At 71.1% G+C, this 17,325-nt stretch carries 17 protein-coding genes; 14 read left to right on the top strand and 3 right to left on the bottom strand.

Features of this window, described 5'->3' with window-relative positions; genetic code table 11:
• Positions 1-21 precede the first annotated feature (21 nt).
• From FCI23_RS43110 to FCI23_RS43050, 13 genes are all read left to right on the top strand, one after another.
• Positions 22-804 (top strand): hypothetical protein, encoded by a 783-nt coding sequence (locus FCI23_RS43110; RefSeq protein ID WP_136729522.1) that lies wholly within the window; start codon positions 22-24, stop codon positions 802-804.
• Complete coding sequence (locus tag FCI23_RS43105) at positions 797-1,774, top strand: alpha/beta hydrolase (protein ID WP_136729521.1); 978 nt, start codon at positions 797-799, stop codon at positions 1,772-1,774. Before FCI23_RS43110 ends, FCI23_RS43105 begins: the two co-directional genes overlap by 8 nt.
• A gap of 64 nt (positions 1,775-1,838) precedes the next feature.
• On the top strand, positions 1,839-2,090 hold the full coding sequence (locus tag FCI23_RS43100) for a phosphopantetheine-binding protein (RefSeq protein ID WP_136729520.1): 252 nt from the start codon (positions 1,839-1,841) through the stop codon (positions 2,088-2,090).
• A gap of 50 nt (positions 2,091-2,140) precedes the next feature.
• Positions 2,141-3,235: a glycine cleavage T C-terminal barrel domain-containing protein gene (locus tag FCI23_RS43095; RefSeq protein ID WP_136729519.1), complete on the top strand. Its 1,095-nt coding sequence runs from the start codon at positions 2,141-2,143 to the stop codon at positions 3,233-3,235.
• The gene (locus FCI23_RS43090) at positions 3,232-4,497 is read left to right on the top strand and encodes a cytochrome P450 (RefSeq protein ID WP_136729518.1); all 1,266 of its coding nucleotides are present in this window, start codon (positions 3,232-3,234) and stop codon (positions 4,495-4,497) included. The genes FCI23_RS43095 and FCI23_RS43090 overlap by 4 nt, the downstream gene beginning before the upstream one ends.
• Positions 4,498-4,599: 102 nt before the next feature.
• Positions 4,600-5,451 carry an NAD(P)-dependent oxidoreductase gene (locus FCI23_RS43085; RefSeq protein ID WP_136729517.1) on the top strand — a complete coding sequence of 284 codons (852 nt, stop codon included), beginning with the start codon at positions 4,600-4,602 and terminating at the stop codon, positions 5,449-5,451.
• Between the two features lie 234 nt (positions 5,452-5,685).
• A complete protein-coding gene (locus FCI23_RS43080; protein ID WP_136729516.1) occupies positions 5,686-6,123 on the top strand; it encodes a GNAT family N-acetyltransferase in 438 nt (145 codons plus the stop codon).
• Positions 6,120-7,625, top strand: coding sequence for a class I adenylate-forming enzyme family protein (locus tag FCI23_RS43075; RefSeq protein ID WP_136729515.1), 1,506 nt, complete (start codon positions 6,120-6,122; stop codon positions 7,623-7,625). The genes FCI23_RS43080 and FCI23_RS43075 overlap by 4 nt, the downstream gene beginning before the upstream one ends.
• An 88-nt stretch (positions 7,626-7,713) precedes the next feature.
• Positions 7,714-8,508 (top strand): hypothetical protein, encoded by a 795-nt coding sequence (locus FCI23_RS43070; RefSeq protein WP_169317215.1) that lies wholly within the window; start codon positions 7,714-7,716, stop codon positions 8,506-8,508.
• A 67-nt stretch (positions 8,509-8,575) separates the two neighbouring features.
• A complete protein-coding gene (locus FCI23_RS43065; RefSeq protein WP_136729513.1) occupies positions 8,576-9,271 on the top strand; it encodes a GNAT family N-acetyltransferase in 696 nt (231 codons plus the stop codon).
• Positions 9,272-9,282: 11 nt separating this feature from the next.
• Positions 9,283-11,349 (top strand): amino acid adenylation domain-containing protein, encoded by a 2,067-nt coding sequence (locus tag FCI23_RS43060; RefSeq protein WP_169317214.1) that lies wholly within the window; start codon positions 9,283-9,285, stop codon positions 11,347-11,349.
• Between the two features lie 4 nt (positions 11,350-11,353).
• Positions 11,354-12,421, top strand: a complete 1,068-nt coding sequence (locus tag FCI23_RS43055; protein ID WP_169317213.1) for an SDR family oxidoreductase — start codon at positions 11,354-11,356, stop codon at positions 12,419-12,421.
• A 553-nt stretch (positions 12,422-12,974) separates the two neighbouring features.
• A complete protein-coding gene (locus FCI23_RS43050; protein WP_136729510.1) occupies positions 12,975-13,715 on the top strand; it encodes a 4'-phosphopantetheinyl transferase family protein in 741 nt (246 codons plus the stop codon).
• Between the two features lie 620 nt (positions 13,716-14,335).
• Here FCI23_RS43050 and FCI23_RS43045 read toward each other — a convergent pair.
• Together FCI23_RS43045 and FCI23_RS43040 are read right to left on the bottom strand one after the other, a co-directional pair.
• Positions 14,336-14,824 carry a DUF2000 domain-containing protein gene (locus tag FCI23_RS43045; RefSeq protein ID WP_136729509.1) on the bottom strand — a complete coding sequence of 163 codons (489 nt, stop codon included), beginning with the start codon at positions 14,822-14,824 and terminating at the stop codon, positions 14,336-14,338.
• Between the two features lie 37 nt (positions 14,825-14,861).
• Entirely contained in the window at positions 14,862-15,881 is a 1,020-nt protein-coding gene (locus FCI23_RS43040; RefSeq protein WP_169317212.1) for a DMT family transporter, read from the bottom strand.
• Between the two features lie 73 nt (positions 15,882-15,954).
• On the opposite strand from FCI23_RS43040, the gene FCI23_RS43035 reads away from it, so the two are divergent.
• Positions 15,955-16,449 carry an Lrp/AsnC family transcriptional regulator gene (locus tag FCI23_RS43035; protein ID WP_136729507.1) on the top strand — a complete coding sequence of 165 codons (495 nt, stop codon included), beginning with the start codon at positions 15,955-15,957 and terminating at the stop codon, positions 16,447-16,449.
• A gap of 695 nt (positions 16,450-17,144) precedes the next feature.
• Here the strand turns inward: FCI23_RS43035 and FCI23_RS57295 are convergent.
• Positions 17,145-17,325, bottom strand: a 181-nt coding sequence (locus tag FCI23_RS57295) for a hypothetical protein (protein ID WP_169317211.1), incomplete at its 5' end; no start/stop codon positions are given.

The raw sequence follows: 17,325 nt of genomic DNA, 5'->3' as shown, positions 1-17,325 counted from the left end.
ACCTCAAAAAGGGGGGGAGTTGTGGATCAGCCACAGTGGGTCGCCCGCGATCAGGCGGTGTCGCGGCGGGTGATTTTCAACGGACGGATCGACAAAGTCGTGGACTACTTCGGCGGTGCGTCGCCATTCGCCGGCCCGCAGGCCTACCTGGTGGAGCAGCGGAACTACGTCCTGCGCCCGCACTTCCACCCCGTCGATCAGTTCCAGATCCTCTACGGCGCCCCGGGCGCGCTCTTCGGCCGCTGGCCGGTAGGCGGCTTGGTCGCACACTACGCCGACGCCCACACCGTGTACGGGCCATTGACCGGCGGTGACCCGCCGCTGCGTTACTTCACCCTGCGGGCCGAGCCCACGCAGGCCACCGAGTTCATGCCGGAGTCCCGGGCGCTGCTCCCGCAGCGGGCCGGGCGGAGCCTGCACCGGGAGCTCGGACCCGCAGCGGGAGACGCAGGTCCGGCGGCAGCGGCGTCGTCGACGCTGCTTGAGGACGAGCGCGACGGCCTGTGGATCGGCTGTACGGCCGGAGAACCCGGCGCGATGATTTCCGTGCCGGAGGCGGGCCCGGGCGGGCAGTTCCTGTTCGTGGTAGCTGGCGCGGTGGAGTCGGCAGGCGCCTGGTACCCGCCTGAGTCGATCGGCTGGCAGCCGTGCGGCAGCGGCGGCTGGGCCGGGACGGCCGGGAGCGACGGCGTCCGGATACTCGTGCTGCGCTACCCGCGGCGTGCCGGGACCGGCGCGCGGCCGGCGGCCCCGGACACGGGGCAGCGCCCGGCACGGTTCCGGAAGGGCGATGACCATGAGTAACGACCAGGTGACCTCGCCGCCCGCGCGGCTGATTGACCCAGAACTCGAACGGACCGCCCGGCTCTACCGGCGTGTCGACCACGGCAACCCGCTCGCCGTGCGCAAGGAGGCCTCGCGCCGGATCCGAGTGGCCAGGATGGCGGGGCTGTGGGTCGCCGCGGACGCTGCAGTACAGGTCGAGGACACCGTCGCGTCGGACGGTGCCGGCCAGGCGGTGCCGGTCCGCGTCTACCGGCCGGTGGCGGGCACGGCGCCGTACCCGGCCGTGCTGTACATGCACGGTGGCGCGTTCATCTCCGGCGACCTCGATTTCGAGCATCCCCGGTGCCTGGAGATGTGCCGCGAGACGGGGGCCGTCGTGGTCTCTGTCGATTACCGGCTCGCCCCCGAGCACCCCAGCCCCGCGGCCCTGGACGACTGCGTACTTGCCCACCGGTGGCTCCGCGGGGCGGGCGGCCGGGAGCTGTCCGTGGATCCCGGCCGCATCGCAGTGGCCGGCACGAGCGCGGGCGGCACCCTCGCCGCCGGGGTGTGCCTGACGGCCCGTGACGAGGGCGCTCGTCCGCCGAGGCTGCAGATGCTGTTGTACCCGGTGCTGGACGACCGGCTGGAGACCCCCTCGGCGAGGGCGTTCACGGACACGCCCGCCTGGGACTCCGGGAACTGTGCGCACATGTGGCGCCACTATCTGGGGACCGACGTACAGCGGACCGGCGCCTGCCGCTACACCGTGCCGGCGCGGGTGGCCGACCTGTCGGGGCTGCCCGCGGCGTACGTCATGACGGCGGAGTACGACCCCCTGCGGGACGAGGGCGCCGAATACGCCCAGCGGCTCGCAGACGCCGGCGTCCTCACCGAACTGCGCCAGTTCGCCGGGACGTTCCACGGCTTCGACACCCTCGCCGCCGCGACGGTCTCGCGGCGCGCCCTGGAGGAGCAGCACGCCGTGTTGCGCGGGGCCCTGCGCTGACGTCCGGCGGACCGGATGCGCTGCGCTGCGGAAAGCAACTGGCCGTGCCGAGAAAGGACACACCATGTCAACGGAAACCGAATTCGTCAGCGATGCGCTCCGGTTCCTGGAGGAGATCGGCGCCGACATCTCCGGGGTCGAACCGGGGACGCATCTCTTCGACAGCGGGGTGCTCGACTCCCTGGGGACCCTCGCGTTCCTCGACTTCCTGGAGCAGCAGATGGGGGAGGAAATCGAGATCGACGCGCTGGACATGGACTCGATAGCGACGCTTCGCGGCGCCCATCGATTCGTGCAGGATCAAAAGCAGGACTAACCGCCCGGTCTCCCGCGCCGGGAGGCCGACGTCCGATATGGGGCCCACTGATGAGCTCGCACCGCTCACCGCTGCACGACGAGCACGCCCGGCTCGGCGCCCGGATGGCTGAGTCCGAGGGGTGGAGCATGCCCTTGGAGTTCGCCGGCGTGTTCAAGGAGTACCAGGCCCACTGGAAGGCGTCGGTGGTGTGGGACGCCTCGAATCTCGGTTCGATCCGGGTTTCGGGACCCGGCGCCCGGGATCTGCTCCAGCGAACCTTCACCAACGACCTGCGCCGCTGCGGCCCGGGCCGCAGCCAGTACACCTTCCTGCTGTCCGGGGCGGACGCGAGCGTCGTGGACGACCTGATGGTCTGGTGGGTGGAGACCGATCTGTTCCTCCTCACGCCGAACCGGCCCGAGGCCGTGCTGAGCGCACTGCGGTCCGTGCAGGCCGACGGACCGCGTGCGGACTGCGTGATCGAGGACGTCTCGGCCGACCGGGTACTGCTGGCGCTGCAGGGCGCGCAGGCCGCCGAGCGGATGGCCGAACTCGCCCCGGCAGCGGGGTCGATGCCCGCATCCGGGGTCCGGCGGCTGGATTTCCACGGCTCGACCGCACTGGTGGCCACCACCCGCTTCGGGCGCCAGAGCGGATTCGAGCTCCAGCTCGCACCGCCGGCGGCCCGGACCGTCTATCGGAGTCTGGTCGCCCGCGGGGTCGCGCCGGCCGGTCTCGGGATGCGTGAGACGCACCGCCTTGAGGTCGGCATAGCCCGGCACGGCTTCGAGCTCGGGCCGGCGATCACCCCCCTTGAGGTGGGGTGCGAGCGGGCGGTCGGCTTCGACACCGACTTCGTCGGCCGGTCGGCGCTCATCACCAGACGGCGACGGGGCATCCGGCAGATTTTGCGGGCGATTGTCATGACGGGCCGACAGATTCCACAGCATGGCGGGGACGTATTTCTCGACGACGAGAAGGTGGGCCGCGTCACCAGCGGGAACTTCTCGCCCCGTCTGCACTGCGGGCTCGCTCTCGCGTTCGTGCGACCCGAGGTGGCGCCGGGGAGCACAGTGACCGTTTCGACCGTCCGGGGGGAAGCGGACGGCACGGTGGCCGCCACCCCGGTCGATCCTGGGCAGGCCGTCGGAGCACGGACATGACCGCCGCGGCGCCGGGCCGGGTATCGGCCATCGACATCTTCGACCCCATGTGCCCGGCCGTCCTGAGGAACCCGTACGAGGCGTACCGGGCACTCCGGGACCGGTGTCCGGTCGCCTTCCTGGAACCGCTCGACGTCTGGGTGGTCAGCCGGTACGCGGAGGTGCAGAGTCTCCTCGGTGCTCCCGAGGGTTTCTCCGCCGCCCTCGCGTTCGGAAAGGACTCGTCGATCACGGACTCCCGCGGCCCCGTCCGGCGGCAGCTGAACCTCAAGTTCGCCGGGGACGCGGGCCGGGTCGTGTCGTCTACAGACGGTGAGGCCCACGCCCGCCTGCGCCGGACGGTCGCCAGGCTGCTCAGCAAACCCCGGCTCGATGCGGCCGACCCGCAGATCAGAGCACACGTGCAGCGGGTAGTGGCGGAACTCGCAGCCGCCGGTTCCGAGTTCGACGTCGTCGAGGATCTGGCCAAGCCGGTGGCCGCGCACGCGATCGGCGTCGTCATGGGCCTGGACGACGACGTGGTGCGGGTGCTAGCCGGATGGGCCGATCTGACGTCCCGCGTGCTGGACCCGGGAGACGACCTCTCCTCGGCGGCCGCCGGACGGCAGGTGATGCGCAGTAACCTGGCCTCCTTCCGGGCCGTGACGGCGTTTTTGAAGGCCGGTGCCCGAGGAGCCCCGAGCGTCCCGCGGAACGGGATGGTGGAGTCGTGGCGCGAGGCGACCACCCCGGCGGCTCGCGAGGAGGTCATCCTCGCCATCCTCCAGCTTTTCCAGGCCGGTTACGAGACCATCGTGTCGGCCGTCTGCCACATCATGGTCACCTTCGTGATCGACCGGCCGCGGCCATCGGACCGCCCGGCCGGGCCGGAGCTGCAGGCCGACCTGATCGACGAGGGCTTCCGACTGGCTTCCCCCGTCCGGGCCACCTTCCGGACGGCGGTCGGGGCCAGGACGGTCGGCGGGGTGTCCGTACCCGACGGGGCCATGCTGATGGTGCTGCTCGGTTCTGCGAACCGGGACGAACGCGTCTTCGACGACCCCGGCACGCCGCGCGCCGGACGGCGGACCGTGCACCTGGCCTTCGGTGGGGGCCCCCACCGATGCCTGGGACGGATGCTGGCACAACTGGAAACCAGGTACGTCCTGAGCGCACTGGCGGCGGCCACCCGGAGTATCTCGTCCGTCGGGGGGGCCAAGGTCAGCGCCAACGTCCTGAAGGCCGGCTACGAGTACTTACCGGTACGAGCCGAATGGCGCTAGTTCCCACGGCCCTCGACTGCAGCGGCCCCGCCCTGGAAGCCGCGGCCGGCAGGCGGCTTCCCACTGGATCGGTTCAGCAACTCATGACTGGAGTGCTTCGCGATGCGCGTTGGATTCATCGGTGCCGGGCTCATGGGGGCGCCCATGGTGGAGCGCCTCATCAAGGCGGGACACGAGGTCACCGTCTCGTCCCGCACCCCGGACCTGTTGCCCCCGGACTGGACCGTCGTGGACAGCCCGGCGTCGGCGGCCGCCGACGCCGAAGTGGTCTGCTCGATCCTGCCGGACTCGGCCGAGGTCCGCGCGGTCGTGGCGGCGGTGCTGCATGTCGCCGGACCCGGCACGGTACTCGTGGAGATGACGACGCATTCTCCGGCCGTCGCCCGTGAGCTCGCGCTGGAGGCGGAGTCCCGCGGGGTCGCCTATCTGGACTGCCCGGCCGGCGGCGGCGTCGCCAGTGTGCGCGACGGCACGCTCGCTTTCTGGGTCGGCGGCCCCGCGGAGGGGCTCAAGCGCGCCTGGCCGGTCCTGGCCGCCATCGGCGACGAAGCGAAGCTGCGACACTGCGGACCGGTCGGCACCGGCCTGGTGGTCAAGCTGGTCAACAACTACCTGGTGGCCGTCAACGCCGTCGCGTCCGGCGAGGCTCTGGCGATGGTTCGCGAGGCAGGGGTCGATCCCCGAACGGCGATCGAGGCGATCACGTCCGGAGGGGGCGGCACCAACGCGCAGTTGGCCAACCTCTATCCCAACCGAGTGTTCGCCGGGGACTTCCGGGCCGGCTTCCGGCTCGGCTACATGCTGAAGGACCTCCGGCACGCCTTCGACCTTGCCGCCGACACGGCCGTGCCGGTCCCGGTCGGCGAGGCCGCCAGCGCCCGGCTGGCCGAGGCCGGGCAGGAGTTCGGGGACGAGGTCGACTTCGGGTCGGTGGCCCGTCTTTACGGGTGGTGACCGGGCCGGCGCCGACCCCCGGCCCCGCCCGTAGCAGCTACCGCCGCAGCCGAACCGGAAGATCCTGGTGGCCATTCGAGGCGGAGTGTCGTGAGCGCTCGCGGCCGCCCTCGTTGACGCCCGGTTTGCACGTGATCGCGACCCCGGAGGATCCGGTGCGCACAATCCGAGCGTCACGCTGGGTAATTGGCCACCAGGGTCCCGGAAACCGAGAAAACCGAGAAAGAGGAACGGATGGACTGGGAAATCCGCGAAGCCCTGGACGAGGGCGACGTGCGCAGGTGCTGGCCGGTGTTCCGGGAGCTGCGGTTGAACATCTCTTCCGAGGAGCTGTTTGTCGACCGCTGGAAGAGCCAGCGGGAGGAGGGATACCGGATCGTCCTCCTAGAGCGGGAGGGCGAGGTCCAGGCGGTCGGCGGGTACCGCATCCTGCACTCGATGGCCTGGGGCCGGGTGCTCTACCTCGACGACCTCGCAGCGCGGAGCGACCAGCACGGCGGCGGGCTCGGCACCGCCGTGCTCCGGTACGTCCAGGAGCAGGCCCGCCGTTCGGGCTGCGAGGCGGTGCACCTCGACACCGGCTACCACCGGCACCGGGCGCACAAGGCGTACCTCCGCAACGGGTTCGAGTTCAACAGCCACCACCTTGAGTGGAAGGTTCTCGGCGCATGAGAGAGCTGCTCAAGTGCCATGAGGATCTCGCGTCCCGGCGGCCGGAGGACCCGGCCGTGATCTACCGGTGCGAGCCGCACGCGGGGCTCGTCCTGACCTGGGCCGACCTGTGCGAGCGGGCGGAGCAGATCCGCGCGACGCTGCTCGCCGGCGGGGCGCGGAGCCACTGCGTCTCGGCGCTGGTGCTGAACGACCACCCCGACCTGATCCCGACCCTGCTCGCTCTCTGGCAGCTCGACAGCCCTCCGGTGCTGCTCGATCCGCAGTGGGGCGGGCGGCTGACCGCCTCGATCCTGGCGCACAGTACTCCGGTCTTCCGCGTCGACCTCGTGCCGTCCGTGACGGTGACGCCGCTGAACCGGGACACCCCTTCGGACGTGCCGGCTGACGCGGTCTTCATCGGCTACACCTCTGGCAGCACGGGCGATCCGAAGGCGATCGTCTTCACCCACGAGCGCCTCTACGACGGAACTCTGGGGAACGTCTCCGCGTCCCTGCGGCTGCGCGGCACGCGCCCGTCTCGGCTGGCCCGCTCCATGCGCATGTCGGGGTCCGGCGTGATCAACCTGCACCACACATGGGGCGCCGTGCTCGGGGCGTGCGTGGTGGTCCTCCCCGAGCTGACCGTCGAGACCGCCCGCGGATACTGGTCCCGACTGGAGGAGAACCGCATCGACCAGACCTTTCTCGTTCCGCAACTGGTCGAACTGGTCAACCGGTTCTCGCAGGATCGGGACGCCACCGTGCCGGGGCCGCTGTGCTTCACCGGAAGCGCACCGCTCTCCCCGCGGACCCAGGAGCGGTTCCAGCGCCGCTTCGGGCTGCCCCTGTTCAACGCCTATGGACTTTCCGAGACCTCGTCGGCCGCCTTCTTCGGACACCTCGGCGACGACGGGCTGGCCACCATCCGTATCGGCGTTCCCGAGCGGGTCGCCGCCCGGCTGCGCGACGCGGCCGGGCGGATCGTCGAAGGTCCGGGCGAGGGCGAGATCGAGCTGGCGGGGGACCAAGTCTTCGGAGGCTACTACCGCAACTCCGCTGCGACGGCGGAAACCCTAGTCGACGGATGGCTGCGTACGGGCGATATCGCGCGCCGCGACGGCGCCGGGATCCACCAGTTGGTCGGGCGCAGCAAGGACGCAGTGATGAAGGGGAGTTACGCGATCTACCTGACCGAGGTGGAGGAAGCCGCCGCCGCCCACCCGGACGTCCTGGAGGCGGCGGCGGTGCCGCTGCGACTGGCCGACAGCACAGAGGACATCGGCTGCCTGGTGCGGCTGGTCGACGGGAGCACTGCTGCGGCGGACGCGATCCTCGGCTGGCTCCGCGACGCCCTGGGTGCGCGGCGCGCGCCCTGCCGGGTCGTCCTGACGGCGGAGCCGCTGCCGAGGGGAGGGCAGGACAAGCTGGTCCGGCCCGCCGTCATGGCGCGGTGGGACGACCTGCCCAACGTGCCGCGCACCCTGCGCGGCTCTTGGGAGACCTCGGGTGCCGGCCGATGACCGATCTGCAGGCGCGCGGGTGTCACCACCGATCTTCGGCCGTCCCGTGCCGCCCGGCCGTCCGGGCCGTCGACCCCGGTGGTGCGCGGTGATCGCCGGTGTCACGCACGTGACGATGGAGGCGGGTCTGGAGCACGGAATCGCGCTGGGCATCGCGCTGGGCTTCGAGCTCGACTTCGTCGACCGGGTCCGGTTGCCGGCCGCCTTCGAGGGGGTCGAGGACAGTGACCACACACTGCCACTCGCCCTGCTGGCCGGCCTGCGGGGGATTCGGCTGGAGGTCGTGCAGCACCGCAAGCCGAGCGGCCGGCGGGGCGCCTACTCGGGGATCTTCCGCTGCCCGCCCCCGGCGCCGGCGCACCCGGTGGCCGGCCGACGGGCGATCCGGGACGTCCTGCTGCGGGCCGGTGCGCTGGCCGACCCCACCTGCCGGGCCGTGGCCGGACCCGACGGTGAGGCGTGGTTCGAGCCCTCGGCTGCGGCCGGCGGCCTGGTCGGCCTGCTCTGCCACGCTGAGGACGTCCGGGCGGAGGCCGAGTTTTGGTCGGCTTTCGCAAGAGCCCGGTGGACCACGGTAGGGCCGGACGCGGCCTGGGGTTCCCTGTCCTCGCCGCTCTTCCCGGCGGAGTGCCGACTGGTGATAGTCCGGGGCGACGGGGCCCGGCCGCCGCACGCCATGAACGACTCCGGCTTCCCGTCCATCGGCCTTGGGAGCACCGCGGTCGACGCCGACCGGGCCAGAGCCGTGGCCGCCGGGGCGACGGTGCGGTCCGAACCGATCGTCACCGACGTCGGCGGGCGCCCGCTGCGGATGGCCCTGATCGAAACCCCCGGCGGTGCCCCGGTGGAATTGTTGTCCGTGCACCGGAGCGCCCCCCGATAGCGCCCGTCCCGTCTGGCCGCCGGTTGGAACGTAAACCCACCTCGACGAACCGCAGGAGCAGAGCTCGATGACTTTCAGGCTTGAGGGACCGATCCTCGAGGGCGCGCTGGTGCGCCTGGAACCGCTGGACCACCGCCATCTGCCGGATCTGGCCGTGGCGGTCGAGGAAAATCGCACGTCGTACTCCTTCACCTGGGTGCCCAGGGCGGACGAGGTCGGCCGATACATCGACGAGCAGCTCGCCCGGGCCGCCGCGGGCAGGCTCGCCCCGTACGCCCAGGTGGAGCGCTCGTCCGGGCGGGCGGTCGGGGCCACGGCCTTCTGGGATCCGCGGCTGTGGCCGGGCGAGGACCGGCTCTGCGCGATCGAGGTCGGCTTCACCTGGCTGGCGGCCTCGGCACAGGGCAGCGGTCTCAACACGGAGGCCAAGCTGCTGCTGTTCCGCTACGCCTTCGAGGACTGGGGCGTGGCCCGGGTCGATCTGAAGACGGACGCCCGCAACGCCCGCTGCCGAGCCGCCATCGAGAAGGTGGGCGCCCGGTTCGAGGGGGTATTGCGCAACTGGTCCAAGTCCTGGGCACCGGGCGAGCACGGCCAGCTGCGCGATTCGGCGATGTTCTCCATCGTCGACGCGGAGTGGCCGGACTGCCGCGTCGGCCTGGAGAAGCGGCTGGCGGCCATTCTGCAGCGCGCCTCGGCACCGTACGCGGCACTGGGCCGTGGCCCGGCACAGGCGTCGTCGGCGGATGACCGGACAGAATGAGGGGGAGCGCAATGGCACTGTGGGACAACTACGACGACGTGGACTTCCAAGTGGTGAGGAACTCCGCGGGGCAGTACTCGGTGTGGCCGATGACTCGACCCCGCCCGGCCGGCTGGGCCGCGGCGGGCTTCACCGGGCCGCAGCAGGCGTGCTTCGAGGAAATCGACCGGACATGGCAGAACGGCGCGCGAGCCGAGGTTCGCCGGCCCGCCACCGAAGACCGTGGCGCCGGACCGGAACCCGCGGCGGACCGGTCCGCCCTGCGAGGCCCGCGCCGTGCCGTACCGGACGGCTCGGTCACCGCCCTGATCCGGGCGCGGGACCTTCCGGCGGACCGGACGGCCGCGCTGTGCGGCTCCGAGCGGCTGACCCGGGGCGAGCTGTTCGAGACGGCGGCCGGGTGGGCGCGGGTGCTCACCGAGGAGGGCTGCGGTCGGGAGGTCCCGGTCGCGCTCCTGCTGCCGCGCGGCCTGGACGCGCTGACGGCGATCATTGCCGTGCTTGAGGCCGGCGGCGCGTACGTACCGATGTCCTGCGACGACCCCGACGAGCGGATCCGGGCGGTCCTCCAGGACTGTGGGGCGCGGATCGTCGTCACGACGGACGAGCTCGCGGGCACGCTGGGTCCGCATGCCGACGTGGTCCTGTCCCTGTCGGACCTGCGGGCGCGAGCGAAGGACTCCACCGCGCATCTGCGGCCGGCCGCCGGGGACGACCTGGCGTACGTCTTCTACACTTCGGGCACCACCGGGCGGCCGAAGGGCGTCGAGGGTACCCACCGGCAGTTGGTCAATTACGCGCTCTGGTGCGGCACCGCGTTCGCTCACCAGCCGGAGGAGGTCACCTTCCTCAGCGCCTCCCTGTTCTTCCTCGGCTCGCTCACCACGATCTTCACCCCGTTGCTGGAGGGCTGGCCGATCGTCGTCGCGCCCGACGGCGTGACCACGGACGGCCTGCTGGACCTCTCGAAGCGGACTGCGGGCGGCCTGCTGAAGGTCACCCCGACGCATATCCGCATGATGACGGCCAGGGGCGTCCCCCAGGACGGCTTGGCGCGCCAGCTCATGGTGGGGAGCGAGCAGCTGACGTTCAGCCGCGAACTCCGGGAATGGATGGGCGGTGACAGGCGCCGGGTGGTGGTCAACCACTACGGCCTGACGGAGACGCACGGCTGTTTTTGCCACTGGTTGACGGGCGATGAGGAACTCGGCAGCAGGATTCCGGTCGGCACACCGATCGACAACGTCGAGGCCTACCTCGTGGACCGCGATGGCGCGCTCGTGGCCGTTGGCGAGGTCGGGGAGCTGCTTGTCGGCGGCCCGTCTCTGGGACGCGGGTACCGTCACCTGCCGGCGCTCACCGGGCAGCGCTGGGTCCCACATCCCTGGGGTACCGACGGCGAGCGGCTGCTGCGGACCGGCGACCTGGCCCGCCTGGGCCCCGACGGCGTCGTGACCGTGCTGGGCCGCGCGGACCGGCAGGTGAAGATCCGCGGGCACCGGGTCGAGCCGGCCGCCGTCGAGGATGCGCTGCGGGGCCTGCCGGACGTCAAGGAGGCCCTGGTCCTTCCCCGGGCCGCCGACGGAACCATGGCGCTGGACGCTTTCGTGATCCGCGAGGTCGGGGCCGTCGCCGGGCCCGACCCCGCGGCGCTGCGCGAGGCTCTGGAGGCGGCGTTCCCGCCCCAGTGGATTCCGGCCCGGATGGCGGTGCTGGACGAGTTTCCGGTGAACGCCAACGGCAAGGTCGACACCGGCCGGCTGCCCGTCCCGCGGCCGCCCCTACCCGTGACGGTGCCCGGTCCGCAGGTCGACCGCTGGAGCAGGCTGGACCGGATCGTCGCGGGGGTTTTCTGCGACGTGCTGGAGATCGACGACATCGGGCTGCTGGACAGCTTCTACGACCTGGGCGGCGACTCACTGGCGTCGGTAGCGGTGGCGGCCCGGATGGGCCAGGCGCTCGGCCGGGACGTTCCGGCGCCGTCGGCTGATGCCGCCACGGTGCGTGCGTACGCGCGCCGGATCGGATCGGCCGCAGCGGGGCCGGCACCCGCCGCCGCTTCGAAGCGGGCGACCTGACGTGTTGGGCGACCGATCGGTCACGCTCGTCACCGGGGCGACCGGGTTCCTCGGATCGGCCTTGGTGGTGAGCCTGGTCGAGCAGGGGGAGGCCGTGCGCTGCGTTGTCCGGGGGGCGACCGCAGCTTCGCGGGCCGCAAAGCTGCGTACCGCGCTCGACGGCCGGGTCGCCGCCAAGGATCAACACCGGATCGAGGTCGTCCCGGGAGACCTGGCCGAGGAGCGGCTCGGGCTGTCGGCCGCCGGGTTCGCGGCGCTCGGGCGGGACGTCTCGCGGGTCGTCCACTGTGGGGCGCGGGTCAACATGACGCTGCCGTACGGGCCTCTGTACGGGACCAATGTTCGCGCGACGGAAGAGCTGATCGAGCTGGCCGAGGCCTGCTCGGCGTCTTTCGGTTACGTGAGCAGCCTCGCAGCGGTCGGCCGGAGCGTCACGGGCGAGCCGTTCGAGCTTCACGACTCGGTGTCGGGGGGTTACGGCCAGACGAAGTGGTCGGCCGACCGGCTGGTCAGCGTCGCGCACCAGGAGGGCCGGGTGAGAGCCGTGATACTCCGCCCCGGCCGGATCACGGCGCACTCCCGCACGGCCCGCTCGAACCCCGACGACCTGCTCGAACGCGTCATCCGTGTCTCGGCGTGGCTGGGCGTGGTGCCGGTCCTCGACACCCGGGTCAGGCTCAGCCCCGTCGACTGGGTCAGCCGGCTGGTCGTCGCGCTGTTCGGGACGGAGCGTGCCCACGGACAGGCGTACCACCTGATTGCCGCGCAGTCCCTCCTGTGGGCCGACGTGCCGGCTGCCCTGCGCGCCGCCGGGTACGAGCCGGTCGAGCTGCCGTACCAGCGGTGGCGGTCGGCCGTCCTGGCCGCCGGTCGGGACGATCCGGCGGTGGCCAGGCTCTGCCATGCGCTTCCTGCGGATCGGCTCTCCTTCGACGACCGGATCGGGTGCGAACCCCGCAACGCCGCCAGGACCCTGGCCGGCGAGTACCCGGACCTGCCGCCGGCTGCCGGCCTGCTCGGCGGCACCATCGCGGCTTGGCAGCGGACGGGAGAGCTCCCCAGCGTGCCGTGACGCCGCGCACGGCAGTCGTCCCTTCCGTTCCGTCTGCCCGCCGGACGGAACGGACCTCTTGCTGTGATTGGGCGCACTGGGCGACGGCCAAAACGGCCGATGTGCTCGACGCGCTCCCGAAGTATGCGCGGCCACCTGGTCCAACGCCCGGAGGCTCGTGCGGCATGATTAACGGCGGTCGACCCTTGGGAGTTCTCGCGTGACCTGGTCCGAGGTTGGTGCGCGACGCCTGCACTACGGCAGGGACGGCGCCCTGACCGGCCCGGACAAGGAACACGCCGAGACCAGCATGTTCGCGCTCCACCTGCTCCAGTCCGCCCTGGTCACGTCAACACACTGCTGCTTCAAGCCTTGTTCTGGTCGAACGTCAACCCGTAGCATGCGGTGTCGCCGGGGACCCGCGCCGACCACGCCCGGGCAGCCGCGATCGCTGCGGGCCGCCCAGCGCGTCGCGTTGCCGCCATACCGCCGGACACACGCTCATATCTGTGGAAGCGCCGCGCACACACCCCGTCCGCAGCGATCTATGAGTCCGAGGCCCGGAGTCCGACTGATGTTCGAGTCCATACTGCCGTCCGAAGTGATCGTGGAGGGGACAACCGACGACGCGTCGGCCACCCCGCTGCTCGCCGAGGAAGCCGCAGTGCTGTCCGCCGCGACCATTGAGAAGCGCCGCCGCGAGTTCACCACTGTCAGACACTGCGCCCGGCGTGCTCTCGCACGGCTCGGACTGCCACCCGCACCCATCGTGCCCGGCGAACGCGGAGCACCCCGCTGGCCACAAGGCATCCTCGGCAGCATGACCCACTGTGACGGTTACCGCGCCGCCGCTCTCGCCCGCACCACCGACTTCTTCTCCCTGGGGATCGACGCCGAACCCGCGGGCCCCCTGCCCAAAGGCGTACTAAAGGCGGTCTCCTCCCCCACCGAACGCTCTGCACTGGCCGCTCTGGCGGACCGCCGACCCGACGTGCACTGGGACACGCTCCTGTTCAGCGCCAAGGAGTCCGTGTACAAGGCATGGTTCCCTCTTACCCACCGGTTCCTGGACTTCTCCGGCGCAGAACTGGAGTTTCACCCAGGTAGCAATTCCTTCACAGCACGTCTGCTCATCAAGGGCCCGGTACTGCCCGGACACGGCACCCTCTCCGCGTTCACCGGACGCTGGACACAACGTCAGGGACTGGTGTTAACGGCCATCGCGGCACCGGCCGTCAGCGGTTCCTCGACGGAAACAAGTCTCACCAGCCGCGCCCCATCTACTGCCACACCGATCGCCCATCGACGCCCCTGACATTCCCACCGGCGCCCGCCACCGGAGCGGCTGGGAGTGTCAACTTAACGGTAGGGTCGGGGGCTGGCGCGGTAACTGACGTTCCGTTTCCAGCCCCCGCCACTTCAAGTGAAGTAGGCCGCCGACGAGGTGCCCGTGGCGCGGGTCCTTTTCTGTGAGATATCCCGTGGGTTCCGGCGGACCTTCAGGACGCCTCGGCGGCTCTGGCCAGGCAGTTTGTGCCCCTTGCCTGCGATCCGTAAGTGGATCATGAGGCTTCGTCAGGAATCCCGAAGAACCCTCATGATCCACTGTGCGCTCTCGGCACCCTCGGGGTGCTCGTGACCAGGGCCGACGAGGTGACCGCGAGGTGCGGAGAATCAAGACGAACCCACGGGATGTCCCATAATCCAGCGGTTCGGCGAGTACAGCACGCACGGGCTGGGCATCCAGCCCGAGGCGTACGACCCGAAGCTGGACGTCGACTTCACCCTGCTCCGGGATCAGGGCCTGAGCGCCGCAGGTCTCGGTCAGGCCGCCTGACGGGCGCGGTATTCACGGGCTGGCCCCGGACGGTCCGGGAGTGAGCGAGCGCAGCAGCAGCTCTCCGACGCAGTGGCGGAAATCGCGTCGATCGTGGCTCAGGGCATGAGGGGAAGCTTGCCGACGATCTTGTCGACCCGGTTGCGCGGGCCGACGATGCTGACTGCGCAGTACTCGATGTCTTCGGTCTGGGTCTTGCCCACGGCTGCGATGAAGTCGCTGTAGACGCGGGTGCTCTGGGCGGCGGCGGGCACGTCGGCCACGAAGGTGTCGGTGCGGGAGGCCGCCTTGGCGCGGATGGTGCGCAGCGTGGCGGAGTCGGCGACGAGAACCGAGCAGCCCGTCCAGGGCAGGCCCGGGTGCACGGTGCCTTCCGCGTCGGCGGCGTCGGTGCCCAGCAGGCCGGGGACCGCGGCTACCGTGGGGGCGGCGGCGCAGATGGCGGCGTTGGCGGCCCGGCCGGGAGGCAGGTCGGCGTTGACGATCACGACCCACTTCAGCCGGGCCTGGCGGGTGGACAGGCTGAAGTCCACCTCCTCCGGGTCGAAGCCCACTGTCGCCGCGCTCGGCGCGTTTACCACAGGCATGGCGTCCCCTGTACTCGTACGGTCAGATCCGGCAATGCTAGACAGACGTGTGGTATTCCAGTGGTGTCTGCGCACCTCGTTCGCCGCAGGAGGTGCTTGCGGAGTCCTCGGCGAACGTGATGCGGCGATCGCGCGAAAACCCCGTCGCTCGTGCGGAGGAGCGACCGCGAGGCATCGTGGGCAGGCACGTGGTGATCATTCCAGCGAGGATCAGTGCGCAGCCGGCCCACGCCGAGGGCGAGAGGTGCTCGTGGAGGAGTAGTACGCCGATCAGGGCCGCGGCCACAGACTCGGCGAGGCTGAGCGTCCCGGCCGTGGTCGCCCGCACCCGGACGAGACCCGCGGTGAACAGCCAGTACGCGGCGGCGGTGGTGGCCACGCCGAGCCAGGCGATCAAGGCGAGGGTGGTGCCATCGAGCAGGGGAGTGCTGTCGGTGATCATCCAGGGCAGCAGGGGGAGGGAGCCCAGCAGCAGGGGGAGCGCGGAGAGCGTGGGCAGGTCGGCGGCGCGGTTGGCGGCGGCCAGCTGCTTGGCGAAGACGGTGTACAGGCCGTAGCAGGTGCCTGCGGCCGCTGCCAGGAGCAGGCCAAGCGGATCCACACGGGCTCCGCTGCCCGGTGTCAGCAGCAGGGCGCAGCCGGCGACGGCCGCGACGGTGCTGGCCATCCAGGCGGCGCCGATGCGCTCACCGGTGACCCATCGGGCGCACACGCCGGTCGCCGCGGGTGCGGTGCCCAGGGCGATCACCGTGGCCACAGCCGCCCCGGTCCGCGACACCGAGGAGAGGAAGGCCGCCTGGTAGACGCCCGTCGAGACCGCGCAGACCAGCAGCGGGCGCAGGACCGTGCCCGCGGCGAGAACCCGGAGCTTCTTCGGGCGACATGCGGTGAGCGCCCCGAGGACCAGCCCGCCCACGAGCAGCCGCCACCCGCCGAGGGCCGCCGGCGCCATGGGGCTGGCCGCCAGGACCTGAGCAGGGCCGACCGTGCCCCACAGCACCGCCGCCGCCAGTACCAGACCCGCGCCGAAGGCCAGGCCGTTCTTTCGCGCATCCATAGCCAGCGAGACTAGGCAGGAATCCGACACGGTCCACTGCTTGCCGAACTTCGTCTGGCATACGGTGGATCTCATGGAACTTGATGCGCTGGACCGGGCCCTGCTGCGGGAACTGCAGAACGATGCACGGCAGACCAACCGCGACCTGGCGGCCAAGACCGGGGTCTCCCCCTCGACCTCACTGGAACGCGTCAGGCTGCTCCGCGAGCGCGGCGCCATCACCGGCTACCACGCGGCCCTGGACCTCGACGCCGCCGGCCGACCCGTCCAAGCGCTCATCTCGGTGCGCATCCGGCCTCCTGCCCGCCCAGTCATCGAGGGGTTCCGGGAATGGGCAGCACGACTGCCCGAGGTGATCGGCCTGTTCGTCACCTCGGGCGCTCACGACTTCCTCATCCACATCGCTGTCCCGGACGTCGACAGCGTGTACGCCTTCGTCATCGACCGCCTCACCGAACGCCGCGAAGTCACCGACGTGCAGACCACGATGATCTACGAGCACGTCCAGTCTCGCTGCATCGAGCCGACCAGCCCCGATCGGCCCCGCTCCTCACGCAGAGCCCGCTGACCGGTTGGCTCTTCGCCGGGTCCCCGTGCCGTGATCTGCCCCCGCATTGGCCGGGGACAGAACTGGGATTCCGGACTCACGACGCTCCGGCCGCATGATCACGCTTGGTGAGTACCGTCACGCTTCGCGCTCGCAGAAATGAGTAGTTCCGAGCACGACCTGATCCATATCGGCCGGGGTGGCGGATGGGCGACGGCAGTATGGCGCTGCTCGGCTACATGGACGACGTCGACCGCGTCACCGGCTCCCCGCTGGTTAGCTCGGCACGTTCATCGAGGGTGGACAACAGCGCCCGCTCGTCCCGGTCAGTCCGCGCACCAGCCCGGCCGCGGCCGTGCAGTCGCCCACCAGGTTGCGCACCGTCCGCGACCCGATCGTCCCGGCCCGGGGCGGATCCTTGGGCTGACGGCCCGCGCACCGGCCGGTGCCGCCGAGCCGGCCGTGACGGTCGATCCGCCGCAGCAGCGGCCGGTGTGGTGCTGGTCGTGCGCTTCCAGCACCGCCCGTCAGGCCGCCACCGGGCACGCCGGATCGTCCTGCGCGATGATCCGCACGACGTCCGTGCTCCGCCCGTACGGGTCGGTCTTGGTGAGCCGCAACGTCACTTCCAGCGCCGCGCTCCGGGTGCGGCAGGTTGCTCGACGCCCGCCCGCTGTCGTACAGGGGGCGGGCGCCGTGCGGTGGTTGCGGGGTGGTCAGCAGTAGTGCCAGTAGCGGCAGTAGTGCCAGTTCGCGGAGCGGATGTGACCGCGGAGTCGCGGTCCTAGGTGCCGTACGCCGGTGCCGTGGCGCAGGGTCAGCTGGTGTCCGCGGTAGTGGGAGCGGGCGTAGAGGGTGACGCTGCGGCTTCGGGAGTTGTTGTAGAGCGATTTCACG

Origin of the sequence: Actinacidiphila oryziradicis, assembly GCF_005047355.1 — a bacterium.
Taxonomy (GTDB): domain Bacteria; phylum Actinomycetota; class Actinomycetes; order Streptomycetales; family Streptomycetaceae; genus Actinacidiphila; species Actinacidiphila oryziradicis.
This window is presented reverse-complemented; position numbering and strand designations above follow the sequence as displayed.

Excerpts from the sequence above, each read along its gene's own strand:
- FCI23_RS43095 (WP_136729519.1), top strand. The coding sequence starts at position 2,141 with ATGAGCTCGCACCGCTCACCGCTGCACGACGAGCACGCCCGGCTCGGC.
- FCI23_RS43035 (WP_136729507.1), top strand. The coding sequence starts at position 15,955 with ATGGAACTTGATGCGCTGGACCGGGCCCTGCTGCGGGAACTGCAGAAC.
- FCI23_RS43075 (WP_136729515.1), top strand. The coding sequence starts at position 6,120 with ATGAGAGAGCTGCTCAAGTGCCATGAGGATCTCGCGTCCCGGCGGCCG.
- FCI23_RS43090 (WP_136729518.1), top strand. The coding sequence starts at position 3,232 with ATGACCGCCGCGGCGCCGGGCCGGGTATCGGCCATCGACATCTTCGAC.
- FCI23_RS43105 (WP_136729521.1), top strand. The coding sequence starts at position 797 with ATGAGTAACGACCAGGTGACCTCGCCGCCCGCGCGGCTGATTGACCCA.
- FCI23_RS43085 (WP_136729517.1), top strand. The coding sequence starts at position 4,600 with ATGCGCGTTGGATTCATCGGTGCCGGGCTCATGGGGGCGCCCATGGTG.
- FCI23_RS43060 (WP_169317214.1), top strand. The coding sequence starts at position 9,283 with ATGGCACTGTGGGACAACTACGACGACGTGGACTTCCAAGTGGTGAGG.
- FCI23_RS43050 (WP_136729510.1), top strand. The coding sequence starts at position 12,975 with ATGTTCGAGTCCATACTGCCGTCCGAAGTGATCGTGGAGGGGACAACC.
- FCI23_RS43100 (WP_136729520.1), top strand. The coding sequence starts at position 1,839 with ATGTCAACGGAAACCGAATTCGTCAGCGATGCGCTCCGGTTCCTGGAG.
- FCI23_RS43080 (WP_136729516.1), top strand. The coding sequence starts at position 5,686 with ATGGACTGGGAAATCCGCGAAGCCCTGGACGAGGGCGACGTGCGCAGG.
- FCI23_RS43040 (WP_169317212.1), bottom strand. The coding sequence starts at position 15,881 with ATGGATGCGCGAAAGAACGGCCTGGCCTTCGGCGCGGGTCTGGTACTG.
- FCI23_RS43065 (WP_136729513.1), top strand. The coding sequence starts at position 8,576 with ATGACTTTCAGGCTTGAGGGACCGATCCTCGAGGGCGCGCTGGTGCGC.
- FCI23_RS43045 (WP_136729509.1), bottom strand. The coding sequence starts at position 14,824 with ATGCCTGTGGTAAACGCGCCGAGCGCGGCGACAGTGGGCTTCGACCCG.